General features: G+C 66.7%; 19 protein-coding genes. 14 read left to right on the top strand and 5 right to left on the bottom strand.

Annotation, left to right across the window (positions count from 1 at the left end):
- Nucleotides 1-27: 27 nt before the first annotated feature.
- The 11 genes from HNP02_RS19745 to proB all read left to right on the top strand — a co-directional run bounded on the left by HNP02_RS19745 (nt 28) and on the right by proB (nt 13,608).
- Nucleotides 28-1,284 carry a trans-acting enoyl reductase family protein gene (locus HNP02_RS19745; RefSeq protein ID WP_184441561.1) on the top strand — a complete coding sequence of 419 codons (1,257 nt, stop codon included), beginning with the start codon at nt 28-30 and terminating at the stop codon, nt 1,282-1,284.
- 93 nt (nt 1,285-1,377) lie between these two features.
- Nucleotides 1,378-2,001: a DUF937 domain-containing protein gene (locus HNP02_RS19740; protein ID WP_184441559.1), complete on the top strand. Its 624-nt coding sequence runs from the start codon at nt 1,378-1,380 to the stop codon at nt 1,999-2,001.
- A gap of 86 nt (nt 2,002-2,087) precedes the next feature.
- A complete protein-coding gene (locus HNP02_RS19735) occupies nt 2,088-4,763 on the top strand; it encodes a valine--tRNA ligase (protein ID WP_184441557.1) in 2,676 nt (891 codons plus the stop codon).
- Nucleotides 4,760-6,190, top strand: a complete 1,431-nt coding sequence (locus HNP02_RS19730) for a folylpolyglutamate synthase/dihydrofolate synthase family protein (protein ID WP_184441548.1) — start codon at nt 4,760-4,762, stop codon at nt 6,188-6,190. The genes HNP02_RS19735 and HNP02_RS19730 overlap by 4 nt, the downstream gene beginning before the upstream one ends.
- A 104-nt stretch (nt 6,191-6,294) precedes the next feature.
- Nucleotides 6,295-6,636, top strand: a complete 342-nt coding sequence (locus tag HNP02_RS19725) for a DUF4233 domain-containing protein (protein ID WP_184441761.1) — start codon at nt 6,295-6,297, stop codon at nt 6,634-6,636.
- 14 nt (nt 6,637-6,650) lie between these two features.
- Complete coding sequence (gene ndk, locus HNP02_RS19720) at nt 6,651-7,061, top strand: nucleoside-diphosphate kinase (protein WP_184441546.1); 411 nt, start codon at nt 6,651-6,653, stop codon at nt 7,059-7,061.
- Between the two features lie 304 nt (nt 7,062-7,365).
- A complete protein-coding gene (locus HNP02_RS19715; protein ID WP_184441544.1) occupies nt 7,366-10,164 on the top strand; it encodes an Rne/Rng family ribonuclease in 2,799 nt (932 codons plus the stop codon).
- Nucleotides 10,165-10,353: 189 nt separating this feature from the next.
- A complete protein-coding gene (gene rplU / locus HNP02_RS19710; protein WP_149371798.1) occupies nt 10,354-10,677 on the top strand; it encodes a 50S ribosomal protein L21 in 324 nt (107 codons plus the stop codon).
- Nucleotides 10,678-10,692: 15 nt separating this feature from the next.
- The gene (gene rpmA, locus HNP02_RS19705; protein WP_184441542.1) at nt 10,693-10,959 is read left to right on the top strand and encodes a 50S ribosomal protein L27; all 267 of its coding nucleotides are present in this window, start codon (nt 10,693-10,695) and stop codon (nt 10,957-10,959) included.
- Nucleotides 10,960-11,050: 91 nt separating this feature from the next.
- A complete protein-coding gene (gene obgE, locus HNP02_RS19700; protein WP_184441540.1) occupies nt 11,051-12,496 on the top strand; it encodes a GTPase ObgE in 1,446 nt (481 codons plus the stop codon).
- Nucleotides 12,493-13,608, top strand: a complete 1,116-nt coding sequence (proB, locus tag HNP02_RS19695; protein WP_184441538.1) for a glutamate 5-kinase — start codon at nt 12,493-12,495, stop codon at nt 13,606-13,608. The genes obgE and proB overlap by 4 nt, the downstream gene beginning before the upstream one ends.
- Here the strand turns inward: proB and HNP02_RS19690 are convergent.
- Nucleotides 13,605-14,234, bottom strand: coding sequence for a TetR/AcrR family transcriptional regulator (locus HNP02_RS19690; RefSeq protein ID WP_184441536.1), 630 nt, complete (start codon nt 14,232-14,234; stop codon nt 13,605-13,607). The two genes, proB and HNP02_RS19690, sit on opposite strands and share 4 nt — an antisense overlap.
- 66 nt (nt 14,235-14,300) lie before the next feature.
- On the opposite strand from HNP02_RS19690, the gene HNP02_RS19685 reads away from it, so the two are divergent.
- Nucleotides 14,301-15,569, top strand: a complete 1,269-nt coding sequence (locus tag HNP02_RS19685; RefSeq protein WP_184441534.1) for a cytochrome P450 — start codon at nt 14,301-14,303, stop codon at nt 15,567-15,569.
- Between the two features lie 36 nt (nt 15,570-15,605).
- Here HNP02_RS19685 and HNP02_RS19680 read toward each other — a convergent pair whose 3' ends face one another.
- Nucleotides 15,606-16,439: an NAD-dependent deacetylase gene (locus HNP02_RS19680; protein ID WP_184441532.1), complete on the bottom strand. Its 834-nt coding sequence runs from the start codon at nt 16,437-16,439 to the stop codon at nt 15,606-15,608.
- A 38-nt stretch (nt 16,440-16,477) separates the two neighbouring features.
- Between HNP02_RS19680 and HNP02_RS19675 the strand changes: the two genes are divergently transcribed.
- Entirely contained in the window at nt 16,478-17,446 is a 969-nt protein-coding gene (locus HNP02_RS19675) for a LysR family transcriptional regulator (RefSeq protein ID WP_221317750.1), read from the top strand.
- 1 nt (nt 17,447) lies between these two features.
- Here HNP02_RS19675 and HNP02_RS19670 read toward each other — a convergent pair whose 3' ends face one another.
- The 3 genes from HNP02_RS19670 to HNP02_RS19660 are packed head-to-tail and all read right to left on the bottom strand — an operon-like array spanning nt 17,448 to nt 20,220.
- Nucleotides 17,448-18,254: an APC family permease gene (locus HNP02_RS19670; protein WP_184441530.1), complete on the bottom strand. Its 807-nt coding sequence runs from the start codon at nt 18,252-18,254 to the stop codon at nt 17,448-17,450.
- Nucleotides 18,194-18,949: an amino acid permease gene (locus HNP02_RS19665; protein WP_184441529.1), complete on the bottom strand. Its 756-nt coding sequence runs from the start codon at nt 18,947-18,949 to the stop codon at nt 18,194-18,196. The genes HNP02_RS19670 and HNP02_RS19665 overlap by 61 nt, the downstream gene beginning before the upstream one ends.
- A gap of 26 nt (nt 18,950-18,975) precedes the next feature.
- Nucleotides 18,976-20,220: an aminotransferase class III-fold pyridoxal phosphate-dependent enzyme gene (locus HNP02_RS19660; protein WP_309241632.1), complete on the bottom strand. Its 1,245-nt coding sequence runs from the start codon at nt 20,218-20,220 to the stop codon at nt 18,976-18,978.
- Between the two features lie 223 nt (nt 20,221-20,443).
- Here HNP02_RS19660 and HNP02_RS19655 point away from each other — a divergent pair, with 223 nt between their 5' ends.
- A complete protein-coding gene (locus tag HNP02_RS19655; protein WP_184441528.1) occupies nt 20,444-22,486 on the top strand; it encodes an NAD(+) synthase in 2,043 nt (680 codons plus the stop codon).
- Nucleotides 22,487-22,490: the final 4 nt, after the last annotated feature.

The raw sequence follows: 22,490 nt of genomic DNA, 5'->3' as shown, positions 1-22,490 counted from the left end.
GTGTCGACCCACCGGTAGGTTGAGGCCATGACCGCAGCGCAGCGTGAACTCGACATCGTCCTCTACGGTGCTACCGGCTTCGTCGGAAAACTGACGGCCTCCTACCTGGCCAAGGCAGGCGGCACGGCCCGGATCGGGCTGGCCGGCCGCTCGGCAGAACGCCTCCTTGAAGTGCGCGAATCGCTCGGCGATGCGGCCAAGGACTGGCCGTTGATCACCGCAGACGCGTCGTCGCCGTCGTCGCTGAACGACATGGCCGCCAGGGCCCGCGTCGTGGTCACCACCGTCGGTCCCTACACCAAGTACGGATTGCCGCTGGTCGCCGCGTGCGCGGCCGCAGGCACCGACTACGCCGACCTCACCGGCGAGACGATGTTCGTCCGCGAAAGCATCGACAGCTACCACAAGCAGGCCGCCGACACCGGCGCCCGCATCGTGCACGCATGCGGATTCGATTCCATCCCGTCGGATCTCACCGTGTACGCGCTGTTCGAGCAGGCCCGCAAGGACAGCACGGGCGAACTCGGCGAGACCAACTTCGTGTTGCGTGCCATGGCAGGTGGAGTGTCCGGGGGCACCATCGCCTCGATGATGGAAGTGATGGCGACCGCGTCATCCGACCCTGAGGCGCGGCGGGCGATGAACGACCCATACACGCTGACCACCGACCGTGCGGCCGAACCCGACTTCGGGCACCAGTCCGACACCCCGTGGCGGCGCGGCCGGGAAATCGCACCCGAACTTGGTGGCGTCTGGACCGGGGCCTTCGCGATGGGGGCACCCAACGCCCGAATCGTCCGGCGCAGCAACGCATTGCTCGACTGGGCGTACGGCAACAGGTTCCGCTACGCGGAGAACATGAGCGTCGGCTCGTCGGTCGTGGCACCGGTGGCCGCCGCGCTCGGGACGGCCACCAACGCCGCCATCCTCGGCCTGGGCAGTCGGTACTTCAACAAACTGCCGCGCGGTGTCCTCGAACGGATCGCGCCCAGTCCCGGCACCGGACCCAGTGAGCGAGCCAGGGAGAACGGCCACTACCGGGTCGAGACGTACACCACCACGACGTCGGGTGCCCGCTACCGGACCACGATGGCCCAGCGGGGCGACCCCGGTTACAAGGCGACTTCGGTGTTGTTGGGGGAGTGCGGCCTGGCGCTGGCGCTGGACCGCGACCGGCTCTCCGACCTTCGTGGGGTGCTGACGCCTGCCGCAGCGATGGGTGACGTGCTGTTGACCCGGTTGCCTGCGGCCGGGGCGACGCTAAACACCGTCCGGCTCAACTGAATCGCTGCGAGACGAACCGGCCTCAGCCAAGTCCGGTTGTATTAGTGTCGACACCGAGTTTCGCCACAACCCAGCAATGAAGGTGGAGATGACATGGCAGGTCTCGACGATCTCTTCGCGGAGATCCCAGTACAGGACATTGCGACCAAGCTCGGGGTCGATGAAGGTGAGGTGAACACCGCGATTCGCACGCTGGTTCCCGCGCTCGTCGGCGGCGTGCAACACAACGTCCAGGCGGACGACATCGACTCGAGCAAGCTCGAGTCGGCCGTTACCACGCATGCCGCCAGCGGTCTGCTCGACGGTGGCGTCAGCGTCGACCAGGTCGACGAGCAAGAGGGCAACAAGCTCGTCGCCAACATCTTCGGCGGCAACGACAGCGGCCAGGTGGCCTCGGCGTTGGCGGGCACCGGTGCGGGCGGTAGCGACCTGATCAAGAAGCTGCTGCCGATCCTCGCTCCGATCGTGCTGGCCTACATCGGCAAGCAGCTCACCAAGGGAAGCGGCACCGCGGCACCCGCCGACAGCCAGCCCCAGGCTGCGTCGGGCGGCGGTCTCGGCGACATCCTCGGCAGCATCCTCGGTGGTGCGTCCGGCGGTGGCGGCGGAAACAACCCGCTCGGCAGCATCCTTGGCAGCGTGCTCGGCGGCGGCAGCGGTGGTCAGGGCAACGCGATCGGCGAGATCCTCGGCGGACTGCTCGGCGGCAAGAAGTAGCCAGCGCGAACAGACGTAAAGTGCCCTGAAACGTCGAGTTTCAGGGCACTTTACGTCTGCTCGCGAGTGGTTCCTAGACTGTTTGGGTGACGACCGCCTCTTCGAAGCCCGCTGAAACGCCCGGGGCAGCAGACCTGCCCAAGACGTGGGACCCGAGCGCGGTAGAGAGCGCCCTGTATAAGCGCTGGCTAGACGCCGGCTACTTCACCGCCGACGCGACCAGCGAAAAGCCGCCGTACTCGATCGTGCTGCCGCCGCCGAACGTGACCGGCAGCCTGCACATGGGCCACGCGCTGGATCACACGCTGATGGACGCGCTCACTCGCCGCAAGCGCATGCAGGGCTACGAGGTGCTGTGGCTGCCGGGCATGGACCATGCCGGTATCGCCACCCAGAGCGTGGTGGAGAAGCAACTGGCCGCCGACGGCAAGACGAAGGAAGACTTCGGCCGCGAGCTGTTCATCGACAAGGTGTGGGACTGGAAGCGCGAATCGGGCGGCACCATCGGCGGTCAGATGTGGCGACTTGGCGACGGCGTCGACTGGAGCAGGGACCGCTTCACCATGGACGACGGCCTGTCGCGCGCCGTCCGGACGATCTTCAAGCGCCTCTTCGACGCCGGGTTGATCTACCAAGCCGAGAGGCTGGTGAACTGGTCGCCGGTGCTCGAGACCGCGATCTCGGACCTCGAGGTGAAGTACGAGGACGTCGAGGGCGAGCTGGTGTCGTTCCGGTATGGCTCAATGGATGACGCACAGCCTCACCTTGTCGTGGCTACCACCCGTGTCGAGACCATGCTCGGCGATACCGCGATCGCCGTGCACCCCGACGACGACCGCTACCGGGACCTGGTCGGGACGACGCTGCCGCACCCGTTCCTCGATCGCGACATCATCATCGTCGCCGACGAGCACGTCGACCCCGAATTCGGCACGGGCGCAGTCAAGGTCACGCCTGCGCACGACCCGAACGACTTCGAGATCGGCGTCCGGCACAAGCTGCCGATGCCGTCGATCATGGACACCAAGGGTCGGATCGCCGATACCGGAACCGAATTCGACGGCATGGACCGCCTCGACGCCCGTATCGCCGTCCGCGAAGCGCTCGCGCGCGAGGGTCGTATCGTCGAGGAGAAGCGGCCCTACCTGCACAGCGTCGGGCACTCCGAACGCAGCGGTGAACCCATCGAGCCGCGGCTGTCGCTGCAGTGGTGGGTGAAGGTCGAATCGCTGGCCAAGGCCGCCGGTGACGCGGTGCGCAACGGCGACACCGTGATTCACCCCAAGAGCCTGGAGCCCCGCTGGTTCGGGTGGGTTGACGACATGCACGACTGGTGCATCTCGCGGCAGCTTTGGTGGGGCCACCGCATCCCGGTCTGGCACGGACCGAACGGCGAGAAGGTCTGCGTCGGGCCCGACGAAACCCCGCCGGAGGGCTGGGAGCAGGACCCCGACGTGCTCGACACCTGGTTCTCGTCGGCACTGTGGCCGTTCTCCACGATGGGCTGGCCCGACCGCACGCCCGAGCTCGACAAGTTCTATCCCACGAGCGTTCTCGTCACCGGCTACGACATCCTGTTCTTCTGGGTGGCCAGGATGATGATGTTCGGCACCTTCGTCGGCGACGACGACGCGATCACTGGCGGTCGGACGCCGAAAAGTTCACGTCCGCAGGTTCCATTTGAGAACGTCTTCCTGCACGGCCTCATCCGTGACGAGTTCGGCAGCAAGATGAGCAAGTCCAAGGGGAACGGCATCGACCCGCTGGAATGGGTGGAGATCTTCGGCGCCGATGCACTGCGGTTCACGCTGGCGCGCGGCGCCAGCCCCGGTGGCGACATGTCGATCGGCGAGGACCACGCCCGCGCGTCGAGGAACTTCGCCACCAAGCTGTTCAACGCCACCAGGTTTGCGTTGATGAACGGTGCCGCGCCTGCGCCGCTGCCTGGCGACGAGGACCTCACCGAAGCCGATCGTTGGATTCTCGGCGAGCTGGCGAAGACGATCTCCGCGGTGGACGAGGCCTTCGACGCCTACGAGTTCAGCCGGGCGTGTGACGCGCTCTACCGATTCATCTGGGATGACTTCTGCGACTGGTACGTCGAACTCGCCAAGGTCCAGGTTGCGAACGCCGTTGCACACACCCCAGCCGTACTCGCGTTCGTTCTGGACAACGTGCTGAGGTTGCTGCACCCGATCATGCCGTTCGTCACCGAAACCCTGTGGCAGGCGCTCACGGGTGGCGAGTCGATCGTCATCGCGGACTGGCCAAAGCCACAGGGGTTCACCGGATCTGAGTTCTCGAGGAATCGCGTTCTCAACATTCAGGAGCTCATCACGCAGATCAGGCGCTTCCGCAGCGATCAGGGGCTCAAGGATCGGCAACGGATTCCCGCTCGCGTTTCGGGAATCCCTTCGGATGACACCGAGATCGATCTGGGTCCGGTCTTTGCGCTCGCCTGGCTGACCGAATCGGACGAAGGCTTCAGTCCGACCGCGTCGGTCGAGGTTCGCTTGAGTCCGGCGACGGTGACGATCGAACTCGACATGTCGGGCACCGTCGACGTCGCCGCGGAGCGCCGCCGCCTCGAGAAGGATTTGGCCGCCGCCGAGAAGGAGTTGACCCAGACCACCGAGAAGCTCGGCAACGAGGCGTTCGTGGCCAAGGCGCCAGAAGCCGTCGTCGACAAGATCAAAGCCCGCAGGCAGTTGGCCTCTGAAGAGGTCGAGCGCATCTCCGGTCGCCTCGCCGGTCTCTCGTGAACCCAACCGAACCGACGCCCGACGAGATCGCCGCGCTGCTGCAGGTCGAGCACCTGCTCGATCAGCGGTGGCCGGAGACGAAACTCGAACCGAGCACGACGCGCATCACCGCGCTGCTCGAGCTGCTCGGGTCGCCGCAGCGCGGGTATCCGAGCATCCACGTCGCCGGAACCAACGGCAAGACGTCGGTGGCGCGGTTGATCGACTCACTGCTGACCGCCCTGCACCGCCGCACCGGCCGTACGACCAGCCCGCACCTGCAATCCGCCGTCGAGCGCATCTCGATCGACGGAAAGCCCATCACCCCTGCGCAATACGTCGAGACCTACCGCGAGATCGAGCCGTTCGTCGAGATCGTCGACGCACAGTCCCAGGCCGGTGAGCTTGGCCCCGTCGGCCCGAGGCTGAGCAAGTTCGAGGTCCTGGTGGCAATGGCCTTCGCCGCGTTCGCCGACGCGCCCGTCGACGTCGCGGTGGTGGAGGTCGGCCTCGGCGGAAAGTGGGATGCCACCAACGTCATCGACGCGCCCGTCGCCGTCATCACCCCCATCGGCATCGACCACGTCGACTATCTGGGCGACACCGTCGCCAAGATCGCCGCGGAGAAGGCCGGCATCATCACCAAGCAGAACGTCGACGTGGTGCCCGCGGGCATGGACGTGGACACCGTCGCGGTGATCGGGCAACAGACCCCGGAGGCGATGGAGGTGTTGATGGCCCAGGCCGTCCGCGTCGATGCCGCCGTGGCCCGCGAGGACTCCGAGTTCGCCGTGCGCCGCCGCGAGGTCGCGGTCGGGGGCCAACTCCTCGAACTGCAGGGGCTCGGTGGCATCTACACCGACATCTTCCTGCCGCTGCACGGAGAGCATCAGGCGCACAACGCGGTGCTGGCACTGGCTGCGGTGGAGGCGTTCTTCGGTGCTGGCGCTCAGCGTCAGCTCGACGTCGACGCGGTGCGGGCCGGGTTCGCGACGGTTGCGAGCCCCGGTCGCCTGGAGCGAATGCGAAGCGCCCCAACGGTGTTCATCGACGCAGCGCACAATCCGGCTGGCGCTGCCGCGCTGGCGTCTGCGCTGCAGACCGAATTCGACTTCCGCTTCCTGTTGGGCGTCGTATCGGTGATGGCGGACAAGGATGTCGACGGCATCCTCGCCGCGCTCGAGCCCGCGTTCGATCAGATCGTGGTGACCAACAACGGGTCCCCCCGCGCGATGGACGTCGAGGAGCTCGCCCTGCGCGCCGAGGAGCGCTTCGGTCCGGACCGTGTGATCAGAGCTGCGACGCTGCCCGATGCGATCGAGACCGCGACGGCGCTTGTCGAGGAGTCCGGTCAGGACGACGGGTTCTCCGGTGCGGGCATGGTCATCACCGGCTCCGTCGTCACCGCGGGCGTCGCGCGCACCCTGTTCGGCCGGGACCCGCAGTGACCCAGGAGCCCCCAGAAGAGGAGCCCTCCGTACAACCCGGGGACGTCGTACAACCCGGGGACGCCGTCGCGCCGCCGGATCCGTGGAAGAGCTTCCGCGGTGTCATGGCGGGCACGTTGATCCTGGAGTCCGTCGTGGTGCTGCTCGCGCTGCCGGTGGTCTCGGTCGTTGGCGGCGGCCTGAGCGCCGCGAGCACCGCCTATCTCATCGGTGTGGCCGTGGTCCTGATCCTGATGGCAGGCGTGCAGGGCAAGCCGTGGGCGCTCAAGGCGAACCTCGCCATCCAGGCCGTCCTGGTCGCAGGGGCGTTCATCCACGTCACGATCGGCTTCATCGGCGTGCTCTTCGTCCTGGTCTGGGTGCTGATCGCGTATCTGCAAGCCGAGGTCAAGCGCCGTCAGGAGCGCGGTCTGCTGCCCGGTCAGCAGCCCCCTCCTACTGACTAGTAGGCTCTCGCGACGTGACTGAGCGGACTCTGGTGTTGGTCAAGCCCGACGGCGTCAAGCGACACCTCGTCGGCGAGATTCTCGGCCGAATCGAACGCAAGGGCCTGAGCATCGCGGCCCTCGAACTCAAGACCGTCAGCGACGACGTCGCCCGGCAGCACTACGCCGAGCACGCGGACAAGCCGTTCTTCGGATCGCTGCTGGAATTCATCACCTCTGGGCCCGTGGTGGCCGCCATCGTCGAGGGGCCGCGGGCCGTTGCCGCGTTCCGTCAGATCGCGGGCGGGACCGATCCCGTCGAGAAGGCAACGCCCGGCACCATCCGTGGTGACCTGGCTCTCGTCACCCAGGACAACCTCGTGCACGGCTCGGATTCGCCGGAATCGGCGGCCCGCGAGATCGAGCTCTGGTTCCCCGGCCGTTAGCTGCCGGAGGGGGTGCCAACCGCACCTCGTCGGAAAACGCTCCGCGGTGTGGGATACTGGACCAGGGTGACCGGCTCAGAACCAGGGTCGGGCGCCCGGATGAAGACTTAGACGAGCGCGACCACTTAGGACGTTCCCAAGTGCGGCGCCGACCGTCCAGCCATCATTCAGCCAGGCACCGAGTGCTCTCCCGAGTAGCTCGGAGCGAGACCATAACAAGCTCGGGAGCAGTTGCCCGAGCCCATAGCGGAAGCCCTCGCGTGGCCGCGTCGATACGACGCGCCCGGGGGCTTGAGGAGAATTCGTGGCCGAAGATGCCCATACCCAAGACCTATCCGAAGACACACAGCCGGGACAGGAACCGCTGGCTGAGCAGCTGAGCGAGGATGACGCACCCCCCATCGTGGTGGCGTTCGACGATGCGGTGGTCCCCGAGCCCGTCCTCGTAGAGCCCGTCTCCGAGCCCGTCGAGGTTGTCGAAGAGCCCGTCGACGAGGCGGCACCCGACGAGCCGATCGAGGACGACGAGCCCGAGTCGCGGCTGATGCTTGAGGCCCCTGCGGCCACCGCCGCCCCGACTCCAGCCGAGCCTGCGGCGTACATGCCGCTGTTCGTCGCCCCGCAGCCCGTCACGTTCCGCGCGCCGGCACCGCCCGTCGTGGTCGCGGTTGACGACGACGATGACGATGACGACGACGACGACGACGATGAGTCGGGCGACACCGATGACGACCAGGGGGACCGCCCCGCCGCGGCCCGCCGGCGTCGGCGCGGACGTCGTGGCCGAGGACGTGGTCGCGGTGAGCAGAACCCCGATGACCCGACAGACGATGACGGCAACGACGACGAAGCCGCCGACCAGAGCGACTCGGACGACGACTCGGACGACGAGGGCGCCGACGACGAGAACGGGTCCGGCGAGGGCGGCAACCGCCGTCGTCGCAGGCGCAGGCGTCGCAAGTCCGGCGCGGGAGACGGGGACGAGGCCGCTTCGCCCGACGACCCGCCGAACACGGTCGTGCACGAACGGCCACCCCGCGAGAAGGCGGCTAAGCCCGTCAACAACGAGATTCAGGGCATCAGCGGGTCCACCCGGCTGGAGGCCAAGCGGCAGCGTCGCAGGGACGGACGCGACGCGGGACGGCGCCGTCCGCCGATCCTGAGCGAGGCCGAGTTCCTGGCCCGCCGCGAGGCCGTCGAACGCGTCATGGTGGTGCGCGACAAGGTCCGCACCGAGCCGCCGCACGAGGGCGCCCGCTACACCCAGATCGCGGTGCTCGAGGACGGCGTCCTCGTCGAGCACTTCGTCACGTCCGCGGCGTCGGCGTCGCTGGTCGGCAACATCTATCTCGGCATCGTGCAGAACGTGCTGCCTTCCATGGAGGCGGCGTTCGTCGACATCGGCCGCGGCCGCAACGGCGTGCTCTACGCCGGTGAGGTGAACTGGGAGGCCGCGGGACTCGGCGGCGCCAGTCGCAAGATCGAACAGGCTCTCAAGCCCGGTGACTACGTCGTGGTCCAGGTCAGCAAGGACCCCGTCGGACACAAGGGCGCGCGCCTCACCACGCAGGTGTCGCTGGCCGGGCGGTACCTGGTGTACGTGCCAGGAGCGTCGTCGACCGGGATCAGCCGCAAGCTGCCCGACACCGAACGGCAACGGCTCAAGGAGATCCTGCGCGACGTGGTGCCCGCTGATGCGGGCGTGATCATCCGCACCGCGTCGGAGGGCGTCAAGGAAGACGACATCCGCACCGACGTGAATCGGCTGCAGGAGCGCTGGACCGAGGTCGAAGCCAAGGCGGAGGAGACCAAGAAGAAGGCCGCAGGCGCCGCGATCGCGCTCTACGAAGAGCCCGACGTTCTCGTCAAGGTGATCCGCGACCTGTTCAACGAGGACTTCTCCGGGCTCATCGTGTCAGGCGACGACGCCTGGAAGACGATCGACGACTACGTCAACTCCGTTGCGCCGGAACTGGTTCCGCGGATGAGCAAGTACGAGCCCACCTCACCCGGTGGCCCGGACGTGTTCGCGGTGCACCGCATCGACGAACAGCTGACCAAGGCGCTGGATCGCAAGGTGTGGCTGCCGTCGGGCGGCACCCTGGTGATCGACCGCACCGAGGCGATGACCGTGGTCGACGTCAACACCGGCAAGTTCACCGGATCCGGCGGAAACCTCGAGCAGACCGTCACGCGCAACAATCTGGAAGCCGCCGAGGAGACCGTGCGCCAGCTGCGGCTGCGCGACATCGGCGGCATGGTCGTCATCGACTTCATCGACATGGTGCTCGAGGCCAATCGCGATCTGGTGCTGCGTCGTCTGACCGAAGCGCTCGGCCGGGACCGCACCCGTCACCAGGTGTCGGAGGTGACATCGCTCGGACTGGTCCAGCTGACCCGAAAGCGCTTGGGCACCGGCCTTATCGAGGCGTTCTCCACGAACTGCACCCACTGCGCGGGACGCGGGATCGTGCTGCACGCCGACCCCGTCGACATGGCGTCGTCGACCAGTCGCGGTCCCGAGTCGGGCAGCGGCGGTAGGCGCGGCAAGCGCGGCAAGAAGGGCGGCAAAGCCGAGATCGAGGATGTGCAGATGGCCAAGGTGCCATCGCATGCGGCGGGCGAGCATCCGATGTTCAAGGCGATGGCCGCAGCCAACGGCCGTCCCGAGGACGAGGCCGACGACGAGTCGACCGAGGACGCAATCGCCGAGTCCGACCTGGGGGACGACACCGCTGAGCACGTCCACCACGGCCAGTTGAATGGCGACGTGGACGAGGACTCGACCGATGACGAGGACTCGGATGAGGACTCGGACGATGACGACGTCGATCTGGCTGCCGACGACGAGGACGAGGACATCGATGACGACGACATCGAGGTCATCGGCGACGACTCGGACGACGAGGACGACGACGAGGACGATGAAGACGTCGACGACTCGGACGACGATGAGGACGACGAAGACGAAGACGAAGACGACGACGACGATGATGACGAGGACGAAGACGATGATGAGGACGACGAGTCGCTCGTCGCTGCGACGTCACGCCCTCGCCGCCGCCGCGCGGCCGCTCGGCCGGCAGGACCGCCGGCCTCATGACGCATCGAGGCGGTTTGACCCTTTACCCGCTGGTCACGTAACCTTGAGCAGCTGTCTTCTGGCTCCGTGACCAACTGAGCCGGTGACAGCATCGGTTTGCGAGGGAACCACCGAGACCCCGCACCCCCAGACCTGCGCACGCACCCTCGGGTAGCGCGCGCCCGCACAGTGAAGCAGAGGTAGTAAACGATGGCAGCCGACAAACCGACGTACGCAATCGTCAAGACCGGCGGCAAGCAGTACAAGGTCGCCGTTGGAGACATCGTGAAGGTCGAGAAGCTGGAGCTCGAGGCGGGCGCGTCCGTCTCGCTGCCCGTCGCGCTCGTCGTTGACGGCGCCAAGGTCACCACCGACGCCAAGGAACTGGCGAAGGTCGCGGTCACCGGTGAGATCCTCGAGCACACCAAGGGCCCGAAGATCCGCATCCACAAGTTCAAGAACAAGACCGGCTATCACAAGCGCCAAGGCCACCGTCAGCCACTGACGGTCGTCAAGGTCACCGGTATCAAGTAGCGACGGAGCGAACACATGGCACACAAGAAGGGCGCTTCCAGCTCACGCAACGGTCGCGACTCCAACGCCCAGCGGCTCGGCGTCAAGCGGTTCGGTGGCCAGGTCGTCAAGGCCGGCGAGATCATCGTCCGCCAGCGCGGCACCCACTTCCACCCCGGCGTCAACGTCGGCCGTGGCGATGACGACACCCTGTTCGCCACCGCGCCAGGCGCCGTGGAGTTCGGCGTAAAGCGCGGACGCAAGACGGTCAACATCGTCCGCGTCCCGCGACCCGAGGCCTAACGACTAGAGGACTTCTCCGCGAATGTGAAGCTGCTGCGAGTTCTCAAGCGACGTCTCGCCTTAGCTTCACACTCGACGGAAAGGAAGTTCGATGCCCCGGTTCGTCGACCGCGTCGTCATCCACGCCCATGCGGGCAATGGCGGTAGAGGCTGCGCCTCGGTACACCGGGAGAAGTTCAAGCCGCTGGGTGGTCCCGACGGCGGCAGCGGTGGTCGCGGCGGCAGCATCGTTCTGGTCGTCGACCCGCAGGTGCACACCCTGCTCGACTTCCACTTCCATCCGCATGTCGACGCCCCGTCCGGCAAGCAGGGCGCGGGCAACAACCGTGACGGCGCCAACGGCAGCGACCTCGAACTGAGGGTCCCCGACGGCACCGTCGTCCTCGACGAGGACGGCCGCATGCTCGCCGATCTGGTCGGCGAAGGCACGCGTTTCGAAGCTGCGGCCGGCGGCCGTGGCGGACTTGGGAACGCGGCTCTGGCGTCGCGTGCCCGCAAGGCACCGGGTTTCGCACTGCTCGGCGAGAAGGGGCAGGCCCGCGACTTCACCCTCGAACTGAAGACGGTCGCCGACGTCGGGCTGATCGGATTCCCCTCGGCCGGCAAGTCGTCGCTGGTGTCGGTGATCTCGGCGGCGAAGCCGAAGATCGCCGATTACCCGTTCACGACGCTGGCGCCGAACTTGGGCGTGGTGTCGTCGGGGGAGCACACCTTCACCGTCGCCGACGTTCCCGGCCTGATCCCTGGGGCCTCCGAGGGCCGCGGCCTCGGCTTGGACTTCCTGCGCCACATCGAGCGCTGCGCGGTGCTCGTGCACGTAGTCGATTGCGCGACACTGGAGCCGGGCCGTGACCCGATCTCCGACATCGACGTGCTCGAGGCCGAACTGGCCGCATACACCCCGACCTTGCAGGGCGATACGACCCTCGGCGACCTCGCCGAGCGGCCACGTGCGGTGGTGCTCAACAAGATCGACGTGCCGGATGCGCGCGAACTGGCCGACTTCGTCCGCGACGAGGTGGCCCAGCGCTACGGCTGGCCGGTGTTCGAGGTGTCGACCATCACCAGGGATGGACTGCGGCCGTTGACGTTCGCGTTGTGGGACCTGGTGTCGACATACCGGCAGGCGCAGCCCGCTGTGGCGCCGCGCCGTCCGGTGATCAAGCCGATCCCGGTCGACGACAGCGGTTTCACCGTGTCCTCGGACGGCGAAGGCGGCTTCGTAGTGCGCGGCGCCCGGCCCGTCCGTTGGGTTGGTCAAACGGATTTCACCAATGACGAGGCCGTCGGCTATCTGGGCGACCGGTTGGCCCGGCTTGGCGTGGAGGACGAGCTGATCAAGCAAGGTGCGCGGCCCGGCTGCGCGGTCACCATCGGCGACATGACGTTCGACTGGGAACCGCAGACTCCGGCGGGCATCGAAATGCAGATGACGGAGCGCGGCACCGACATTCGACTGGAACAGAGCGACCGCGTCGGCGCCGACGAGCGCAAGGCCGCCCGGCGCGACCGTCGTCGTCCCGGCAGCGAGGAATGACCAGCGCGCATCGGGACGCCGTGCGCACCGCACGCAGCGTCGTCGTCAAGGTCGGCACCACCGCGCTGACCACGCCTTCTGGCCTGTTCGACGCCGGTCGTCTCGCCACGCTGGCAGAGGCCATCGAGGCGCGGATGAAGGCGGGATCCGACGTCGTCATCGTGTCGTCCGGCGCCATCGCCGCGGGCATCGAACCGCTCGGTCTGACCAAGCGGCCCACTGATCTGGCCACCAAGCAGGCGGCGGCAAGCGTCGGGCAAGTGGCGCTGGTCAACGCCTGGAGTGCGGCGTTCGGCCGCTACCAGCGCACCGTCGGCCAGGTCCTGCTCACCGCACACGACATCTCGATGCGGGTGCAGCACAACAATGCCCAGCGCACTTTGGACCGCCTGCGTTCGCTGCACGCCGTCGCGATCGTCAACGAGAACGACACCGTGGCCACCAACGAGATCAGGTTCGGCGACAACGACCGACTCTCGGCGTTGGTGTCGCACCTGGTGGGGGCCGACGCGTTGGTGCTGTTGAGTGACATCGACGGCCTGTATGACGGCGATCCCCGCAAGGCGACCGAGGAGCATCCCGCGCACTTCATCCACGAGGTCGCCGCGCCCGATGACCTGGACGGTGTGGTGGCAGGCGGCGGGAGTCGTCTCGGTACCGGTGGCATGGCCTCCAAGTTGTCGTCGGCCCTGCTGGCCGCCGACGCAGGGGTGCCGGTGCTGCTCGCCGCGGCAGCCGATGCGGCCGCGGCGCTGGCCGACGCGTCGGTGGGAACGGTGTTCGCGCCGCGCGGTGAACGGATGTCGGCGCGCCGCTTCTGGGTGCGTTACGCCGCGGAGTCGGCGGGTTCGTTGACCCTCGACGACGGTGCCGTTCGCGCTGTCGTCCGGCAACGGCGATCGCTGCTGCCCGCGGGGATCACCGCGGTCTCCGGACGGTTTCACGGCGGCGACGTGATCGAACTGCACGGCCCGGATGCGGCGATGGTCGCGAGGGGTGTGGTGGCCTACGACGCCGCCGAACTGGCCACCATGCTGGGTCGCTCGACGTCGGACCTGCCCGCGGAGATGCGTCGCCCGGCCGTGCACGCCGACGATCTGGTCGCCATCTAGGGTGCCTCGAGATACAGAGCGCCCCAGACGATCTGGGTAAAAGTGGCAGCCAACTCGGCATCGAAGGACGGCGGCCTGCCTGGCAGGTTCTGCTGGCAGGCCCGTTCGACCATCCAGGTGAGCGCGGACGCCGCCGTCGCCGACTCCAGCTCGCGGCGAACGTATCCGTCGGCCTGGCCCTCTTCGATGACCGCAGCCACGCGCGCCGAAATGGCGGTGAGAATCTCCCGGTAGGTGGCGCCGACCTGCGGGTCGTAGCCGGCCATTTCGTTGAGCGCGACGAGCAACGGTTGGTGCTGCCGGTAGCTGGCGACGATGCCCGTCATTGCGGCCAGCACGTCGCGAGGGTCGCGTCGTTGCGCGACGCTCCACCAGCGTTCGCCTGCGTCGGCGAGGTCGGCGAAGACCTGGCCCGTGAGGCGACGTAGCAGGTGGCCCTTGTCCTCGAAGTAGATGTAGAAGCTTGCCCGCGAAATGCCCGCCTCCGTGGCGAGGCGGTCGACGCTGAGCTCGGTGAAGCTGGTTCCGTCGGCCATCAGCCGCTCCGTGGCGTCGAGCAGCTGACGCTCGATTTGCTCTTGGCGCTCCTGGCGTTTGGCCTGGGGCTTTCGGGTGACTGACGGCACGGAGTCAGCGTATCCGAAGGTGTCACACCTTGACTAGACATAGTGTCTAGACTTATCGTCATCGGCATGACTGTGTCGCCGCTCACATCATCTGCAACCCGCGACTACGACCCGATCGACCTCTCGTCGCGGGCCTTCTGGGCCACCAGCGCCGCCGAGCGCGAGGTGTCCTTCGCCGCCCTTCGCGCCGAGCGTCCAGTGAGTTGGCATCGACCGGTCGAGGACTCGTTGATGCCCGACCCGAGCGATCCCGGTTACTGGGCGGTGACGCGCCACGCCGACATCGTCACGGTCAGCCGGGACAGCGAGACCTTCCTGTCGGGCAAGGGCGTGCTGTTCGAGACCATCCCGGAGGAGCTGCTCGAGGCGTCGCAATCGTTCCTGGCGATGGACCCGCCTCGACACACGCTGTTGCGCAAGCTCGCACACGCGGCCTTCACTCCACGACAGGTGCGCCGCATCGAGGAGTCGATCAAGGCGAACGCGCGCGCGGTCGTTGGGGAATTGCGATGGATGGGCAGTGGTGCCGACTTCGTGGAGCACTGCGCAAGGGAACTACCGATCCGGACGCTATCGGACATGGTCGGCATCCCGGAATCCGAACGGGCGCAGGTGGCGCATGCCGCCGATGCGTTGGTGTCGTGGGCCGACCCGATCTACCTCGACGGGCGTAACCCGCTCGAGGTGCTGGTCGGCAATCAGATGTATCTGCACCAGGTGGCCGGTGCATTGGCCGCAGACCGGCGGGCGAATCCAGGAGATGACCTCATCACCAGTCTGGTCGAAGCCGAGGTCGACGGTGACCGGCTCACCGACGCCGAGGTGGCCGCGTTCTTCGTCCTGCTAGCGGTGGCGGGCAATGACACCACGCGGCAGACGATGAGCCATGCGGCCAAGGCGCTCACCGACTTCCGCGATCAGCGCACCTGGCTGGCCGCCGACTTCGACGACCGCATCGGCAGTGCCGTCGAGGAGATGGTCCGGTGGGCCACTCCGGTGATGACGTTCCGCCGCACGGCAGCAGTCGATTGCGAGCTTGGCGGGCAGTCGATCTCAGCTGGCGACAAGGTCGTCATGTTCTACTCGTCTGGCAACTTCGACGAGCGTGCATTCGATCAACCCGGCCACTTCGATTTGGGCCGCAAGCCCAATTCACACGTCGGATTCGGTGGCGGAGGGCTGCACTTCTGCCTCGGTGCACACGTGGCGAGGGCGCAGCTACGGGCGATCTTTGGTGAACTACTCATTCAATTGCCCGAATTCGAGGCGGGCAATCCCTCGTACGTGCCTGGCAACTTCATTCACGGCATCCGCTCGATGCCGGTCACCTTCTAGCGATTCGGCGTGTTCCGTCGCGCTCAGCGGAACAAATCACGCCGAAATCGCAGGGGAGAGTTCGTCGGCAAGCAGCGCCAGTAGCTCCGAGCAGCCGCCGTCGACCTTGACGCCGGCCAGGTGATCGCCGCGGGTGGGCCCGCGGTTGATGATCGCGACGGGTTTGCCCTTGGCCGCGGCGTGCCTGACGAACCTCAGCCCGGAGAACACGGTCAGCGACGAACCGGCGACCAGCAGGGCGTCCGCGGCGTCGACGAGCGAAATTGCCTGGGCGACACGGTCCTTCGGGACGTTCTCGCCGAAGTAGACGATGTCGGGTTTGAGCATTCCCCCGCAGCGCGGGCAGTCCACGTACCGGAACGACGCGGTCTCGGTCACCATCGCGTCGGCGTCGGGCGCAACGGCGATGCCGCCGACCTTCTCGGCCCGCTCGACGAAGCCGGGGTTGAGCGCCTCCAGCCGTTCGGCCAGTGTCGCCCGCGTCATGGTGTGGCCACATGCCAGGCACGCCACCCGCACATACGTGCCGTGCAGGTCGATCACCGTCTGGCTGCCCGCCTTGGTGTGCAACAGGTCGACGTTCTGGGTGATTACGCCGGTGACGACACCCGCGTGTTCGAGCATCGCCAGCGCCCGGTGACCGGCGTTGGGCAGCGTCGCGTCCATGTGGCGCCAGCCGACGTGGTTGCGCGCCCAGTACCGCTGCCGGAATACGGGATCCGAGGTGAACTGCCGGATGGTCATCGGGTTGCTCGGTGGCGAGTCCGGCCCCCGGTAATCGGGGATGCCAGAGTCCGTGGACAACCCTGCACCGGTGAGCACTGCGATGCGCCGACCGTCCAGCAGTCTGACGAGTTCGGGAACTTCCACTCCGTCGAGGATAGGCGCTCTCGCGTTATCGTCCCTGCATGGACCTGACCGTGCGGAAGCTGCGTTACTTCACGGTCGTGGCGGAGGAGCGGCACTTCACCCGGGCCGCGGCCCGGCTCTTCGTCGCCCAGCAATCGCTGTCACGTCAGATCCGTGATCTCGAAGAGGAGGTCGGTGCGCTGCTCTTCTACCGGACGACCCGGTCGGTTGAACTGACACCAGCAGGCGAGGCATTCCTTGCCGGAGTGCAATCAGCACTTGCCAGCCTTGACGCAGGCATCGAGGAGGCGCGCAGGCACGGCGCGGGCGCGGTCGGACACTTGCGGATCGGGTTTGGCTTGGGAGCCGCTCTGGAGCTGACGCCATACATCGTGGAGGAATTCTCGAAGCAGTTTCCCCACGTCGAAATCGAGATGCGTGAGTTCGGGCTGCCGGACCAGAGTGCCGGGCTGTCCGACCACTGGGCTGACGTCGCGATCATCAGACCGCCGCTGGCCGATCCCGGCATCATCGCCCATACGCTCTTCGTCGAGCCGCGGGTGCTGACCGTCTCGGTGCGTCACGCCCTCGCGCAGCGGCAGACCGTCGCCGTGGCCGACATCCTCGATGTTCCGCTTGCCGTTGGTAGGTCCGCCGACGAGGAGTACCGCCGCTTCTGGAGCCTGCAGGACTTCCGCACGGGGTTGACTGAGCCGATCCTTACTCCTACCACCAGCAATACCGAGGAGATCGAGTTGATCGCCGCAGGATTGGCGTGCACGGTCAACCCGGCCGCGATCATGCGCTACATCCCACACTCCGGGGTGCGCTACATTCCGATCGTCGACGTGCCGGGTTCGGCCGTGGCCATCGCGTGGCGACGTGACCGAGTCTCTCCGCTCGCCTTGTCCTTCAATCGTGTCGCTCAAGAAGTCCGGGACCGTGAGACCGCGACGGTCGAGAGCATCGAGAACCCCTTCAGCGGAGTCGAATTCACGTCGGCGTCGGTGTCGCACGACCACCCGTAGCTCAGGGCCGCTGCACCGAATCCTGGAACTTCGCGACACCGGCCTCACCGCGGTTGATGCGGCCCCGCAACACCAGCACGTGCCACAGCACCGCCAGGACGGTCGCGCCTTCGACGACCTTCACCGCACCGTGGAACTCTGCCGGGATGGTCAGGATCAGCAGCGCGGTGATGATCCACACCAGTCCGACGATCATCAGCGGGACGCCCCACCGGCCCAGGTTGAAAGCCCCAGGGGCAGCCGCCAACGTCGAGCGTCGGCGCATGTATGACCCGACGATCAGTAGGTAGACCAGATAGGGCGCGATGGACGTCGCACCGACCAGTGTGGTGAACGAATCCGTTTGCAGGAAGCCGTAAACCATGAATAGGACGCTGACCACGCCTCCGACGATCAGCGCGCGCATCGGTGTCTTGGTGCGCGCGTTGACCATGCGGAAGTGGCGGGAGAACGGCAACATGTTGTCGCGGCCCATCGAGTACATCAACCGGGCCTGGGCGGCCTGGTTGGCGATGACCAGCGCGATCATGGAGAACGCCACCACCACTATGAAGACCTTCACCAGCGCAGAAGGCAGGTAGAAGTCGGCGATCGTCACGATCGGTGCATCCGACGCCTGTGCCGCACCCAGATCCGGCATGGCCACGGTGAAACAGATCAGCGCCAACATGCCGAGCACCGCCGAGCCGATCACGCCCATGAGCACCCCCCGCGGGACGGCCTTCTGCGAGTCGACGGCCTCCTCGGTCAAATCCGCCGAGAGCTCGAATCCGACCATGGTGTAGATGCCCAGCAGGCCGGCCAGCACGAAGTGGCCAATCCCGAGCCCGCGGTTCCCGTGCTGTTGGTGAGATTGGCGACCGAGCCACCATCGTCGCCCGCGTAAAGGCCGAATGCGACGATCACAGTGACAGCGAGAAGCACGGTCCCGATGATCTCGGCGATCACCGCCGTGTTGTTGACACTCGCTGCCAACTGCACACTGACGATGTTGATCAGCACGGTGAGCAGCAGGATCGCGATCGCGACGCCGAGCAGTACCCCGTCCGGCGGGCTGATGCCCATGGCCTCGAACAACAGTGGGGTAGCACCCAACAGGATGATCGCCCCGCCAGTGATACTCATGTACAGCAGGCCGAAGAAGCCCGTGTACCAGCCGTAGGTGGACCCGACTAGCCGTGCGCCCCACTGGTACGCGTAGCCCGCAAGCGGGATCTTGGTGCTCAACTCAGCGATTAGCAGCGCCATGACGATCTGACCGGCTGCGGCGATCGGCCACGTCCAAATCGATGCGCCGCCAAACTGATTGATGGCGAAGCCGTAGTTCAGGAAGATTCCGGTGGAGATGGAGACGATGGAGAACGAGATGGCGAACAGCGAGAAGAAGCGCAGCGTCCGCTTGAGTTCCTGTTTGTAGCCGAAGGACGCCAGCGTCGCGTCATGAGGGTTGTCGAGATTCGGTGGCGCTGCCGTGGAGTTGTCGGTTGGGCGGTCGATCGTCATGGATCTCCTTGATTCGGTCGGTCGGGTCAGTTGGCGCCGAAGTGCTTGCGCACTGCGGCGAACGCGACTTCGGTGCCTCGAAGCGCCCGGTCGATGACGGCGTCGTCCATCGCGCAGGACATGAACCAGTTGTGCTTGGGATGGAGGTAGACGCCGGATGCCAGCGCAGCCTCGCTGAAGCACGTCATCCGCAGACGGTCGTCGTCCCCCGCGAATGTCACGTACGGCATGACGTCGGGTCCCGTGTAGGCGATCGTGAGCCGGTTGTCGGCGGCCTGAGCCAGGATGCCCGCCCGCAAGCGTGCGCCGGCACGTCGCATCAGCGACACTCCGTCGATGTCGCCGAGGCGTCGGATCGTGGCGAGCGCTGCGGCCATCGGTGTCGAGTTCATCCAAAAGGATCCGGTGAGGAACACCGACGACGCCGCTTCACGTAGGGCTTCCTGGCCGGTAACCGCAGCGAGCGGATAGCCGTTCGCGATCGCCTTGCTCCACGCGCTGAGGTCGGCACGCACTCCGATCGGTTCCCAACTGCCGCCGTGGGCGAGGCGGAATCCGCACCGTACGTCGTCGACGATCAGCAACGCGTCGCGTTCGTCGCATCGCCGGCGGACGTGCCGGGCGAAATCGATGTCGACGAGGTCCTGATCTTCGCCCTCGACGTGCCGGAAGGGTGTCAGCATGACGCCCGCGAGATCACTGCCCGCCGCCTCGAGGGCACGGTCGAAGTCGTCCGGGTCGTTGTAGTCGAAGTAGCCCATTGCGGCCCGGTCACTCGCGAGGGTCCCGGCGGGAACGGGCGTACACCAGGGCGCTGCACCGTGATAAACGCCGCGTGCCACCAGAACTACCGACCGCGACGTGTGCGCCCTGGCGACCGTCAGGCACGCGGTGGTGGCATCGGTTCCGTTCTTGCCGAACAGAACCCAGTCTGCATCGGTGACCACGTCGACGACAGCCTCGGCAAGGTCCACCAGCACCGGCCCCGGCCCGTCGAGACAGTCGCCCAATTCCATCTGAGCGCGTACTGCCTGCGTGACGACGGGATCGCGGTGGCCCAGGACGACGGGGCCCCAACTGCACATGAGGTCGACGTACTCGTTGCCGTCGACATCGGTGATCAGCGCGCCCTCGCCCGCCGCGAAGAATTGCGGGTATGCCGGAGACATGTTGCGGATCGCTTGATGCCCGTACATCCCGCCGGGTACGACCTTGGACGCGCGTCGGGTCAGTTCCACGTCAGTGCTCTTGACCGCGGCGGCTGAGGTCACGTCTCGCTCCTTGTCGGGGCTTGTCTTGTTTGGGCAACGTCTTGTTTGGCCGATGTCGGATCTGGCTTGTCGGCCATGGTCGGCCACCCCTGGCCGCAGCGGAAACACCCATTTACGCGCAATTCACAACCAACACGTTGTGAATGTGGCTGATATGGCTCTGACATGGCATTGAGACCGGCAATCGGACCTTGGCGCCAGAGGGCCTGAGACAATTGAGACCGTGGACTTCTACAGCGCCTACCGGCACGGCTTCGTCCGGGTCGCCGCGTGCACGCACCACACCTCCCTGGCCGACCCCGCGGCCAACGCGGAATCCGTGCTGCGGATGGCTCGTGACTGCCACGACGACGGCGTCGCCCTTGCGGTATTTCCCGAGCTGACGCTGTCGGGATATTCGATCGAGGACATCCTGCTGCAGGACGGCCTGCTCGACGCCGTCGAGGTCGCGCTGGCCGACGTCGTCGCTGCTTCGACGGAGTTGTTGCCGGTACTGGTGGTTGGCGCACCGTTGCGACACCGTCATCGGGTCTACAACACCGCCGTGGTGATCCACCGCGGCACCGTGCTCGGCGTGGTGCCGAAGTCCTACCTGCCCAACTACCGCGAGTTCTACGAACGCAGGCAGATGGCGGCCGGTGACGACGCCGGCGGCACCATCCGCGCCGCGGGCGCCGACGTCCCGTTCGGCCCCGACCTGCTGTTCGCGGCCACCGACCTTCCGAACTTCGTGCTGCACGTCGAGGTGTGCGAGGACATGTGGGTGCCGATCCCGCCGAGTGCGGAGGCCGCGCTGGCCGGGGCGACGGTGCTGGCCAACCTGTCCGGCAGCCCGATCACGATCGGCAGGGCCGACGACCGCAAGCTGCTGGCCCGCTCGGCGTCGTCGCGCTGCCTGGCGGCCTACGTCTACTCGGCCGCCGGCGAGGGGGAGTCGACGACCGATCTGGCCTGGGACGGGCAGACGATGATCTACGAGAACGGTGTCCTGCTCGCCGAATCCGAGCGCTTCCCCAAGGGCGAGCGGCGATCGGTCGTCGACGTGGACACCGATCTTCTGCGCGCTGAGCGGCTGCGGATGGGCACGTTCGACGACAACCGCAGGCACCACGGTGCACGCGTCGACGCCTTCCGCCGGATTGAGTTCGTCGTCGACCCGCCCGCCGGTGACATCGGACTGCTCCGCGAGGTCGAACGCTTCCCGTTCGTGCCGTCGGATCCCGCTCGGCTGCAACAGGATTGCTACGAGGCCTACAACATCCAGGTGTCGGGTCTGGAACAGCGGCTGCGCGCACTGAACTATCCCAAGGTCGTGATCGGGGTTTCCGGCGGACTGGACTCCACCCATGCGCTGATCGTCGCGGCGCGCGCCATGGACCGCGAAGGCAGGCCGCGCAGTGACATCCTCGCGTTCACCCTGCCCGGCTTCGCGACGGGCGATCGCACCAAGGGCAATGCGATTGCGTTGGGCAAGACGCTGGGAGTGACGTTCTCCGAGATCGACATTCGCGACACCGCGACGTTGATGCTCACCGAGATGGGTCATCCGTTCGCCCGGGGTGAGAAGGTCTACGACGTCACGTTCGAGAACGTGCAGGCCGGCCTGCGCACGGACTATCTGTTCCGGTTGGCCAACCAGCGCGGCGGAATCGTGCTCGGCACCGGCGACCTGTCGGAGCTCGCGCTGGGCTGGTCGACCTACGGCGTCGGCGACCAGATGTCGCACTACAACGTCAACGGCGGTGTGCCCAAGACCCTGATCCAGCACTTGATCCGGTGGGTGATCTCATCGGGCCAGTTCGACGACGAGGTCAACGCGGTGCTGCAGTCGGTGGTGGACACCGAGATCACGCCGGAGCTGGTGCCCGCAGGTGAGGACGAGGAGATCCAGAGCAGCGAGGCCAAGGTCGGGCCCTATGTCCTGCAGGACTTCTCGCTCTATCAGGTGTTGCGCTGGGGCTTCCGCCCGTCGAAGGTGGCGTTCCTGGCGCTGCACGCCTGGGGTGACGCCCAGCGCGGCGACTGGCCCGAGGGATACCCCGCCGACAAGCGGCCGGCGTACTCGCTGGGCGAGATCCGCGGCTGGCTGAAGGTGTTCGTGCAACGGTTCTATTCGTTCAGCCAGTTCAAGCGCTCTGCACTGCCCAACGGTCCGAAGGTGTCCTCGGGTGGGGCGCTGTCGCCGCGCGGCGACTGGCGCGCGCCGTCGGACATGTCGGCGCGCATCTGGCTCGACGAGATCGAGCGCAACGTCCCGGAGGCATGAGAGG

The sequence above is a fragment of the Mycobacterium sp. AZCC_0083 genome, assembly GCF_014202335.1.
Taxonomy (GTDB): domain Bacteria; phylum Actinomycetota; class Actinomycetes; order Mycobacteriales; family Mycobacteriaceae; genus Mycobacterium.
The sequence above is the reverse complement of the archived record's forward strand: the minus strand, read 5'-3'. Positions and strand labels throughout refer to the sequence as shown.

What these genes read in the sequence shown, in the direction of transcription:
- HNP02_RS19745 (WP_184441561.1), top strand. Translation starts at nt 28, where the DNA reads ATGACCGCAGCGCAGCGTGAACTCGACATCGTCCTCTACGGTGCTACC.
- HNP02_RS19740 (WP_184441559.1), top strand. Translation starts at nt 1,378, where the DNA reads ATGGCAGGTCTCGACGATCTCTTCGCGGAGATCCCAGTACAGGACATT.
- HNP02_RS19725 (WP_184441761.1), top strand. Translation starts at nt 6,295, where the DNA reads ATGGCGGGCACGTTGATCCTGGAGTCCGTCGTGGTGCTGCTCGCGCTG.
- rplU (WP_149371798.1), top strand. Translation starts at nt 10,354, where the DNA reads ATGGCAGCCGACAAACCGACGTACGCAATCGTCAAGACCGGCGGCAAG.
- rpmA (WP_184441542.1), top strand. Translation starts at nt 10,693, where the DNA reads ATGGCACACAAGAAGGGCGCTTCCAGCTCACGCAACGGTCGCGACTCC.
- obgE (WP_184441540.1), top strand. Translation starts at nt 11,051, where the DNA reads ATGCCCCGGTTCGTCGACCGCGTCGTCATCCACGCCCATGCGGGCAAT.
- proB (WP_184441538.1), top strand. Translation starts at nt 12,493, where the DNA reads ATGACCAGCGCGCATCGGGACGCCGTGCGCACCGCACGCAGCGTCGTC.
- HNP02_RS19685 (WP_184441534.1), top strand. Translation starts at nt 14,301, where the DNA reads ATGACTGTGTCGCCGCTCACATCATCTGCAACCCGCGACTACGACCCG.
- HNP02_RS19675 (WP_221317750.1), top strand. Translation starts at nt 16,478, where the DNA reads ATGGACCTGACCGTGCGGAAGCTGCGTTACTTCACGGTCGTGGCGGAG.
- HNP02_RS19665 (WP_184441529.1), bottom strand. Translation starts at nt 18,949, where the DNA reads ATGACGATCGACCGCCCAACCGACAACTCCACGGCAGCGCCACCGAAT.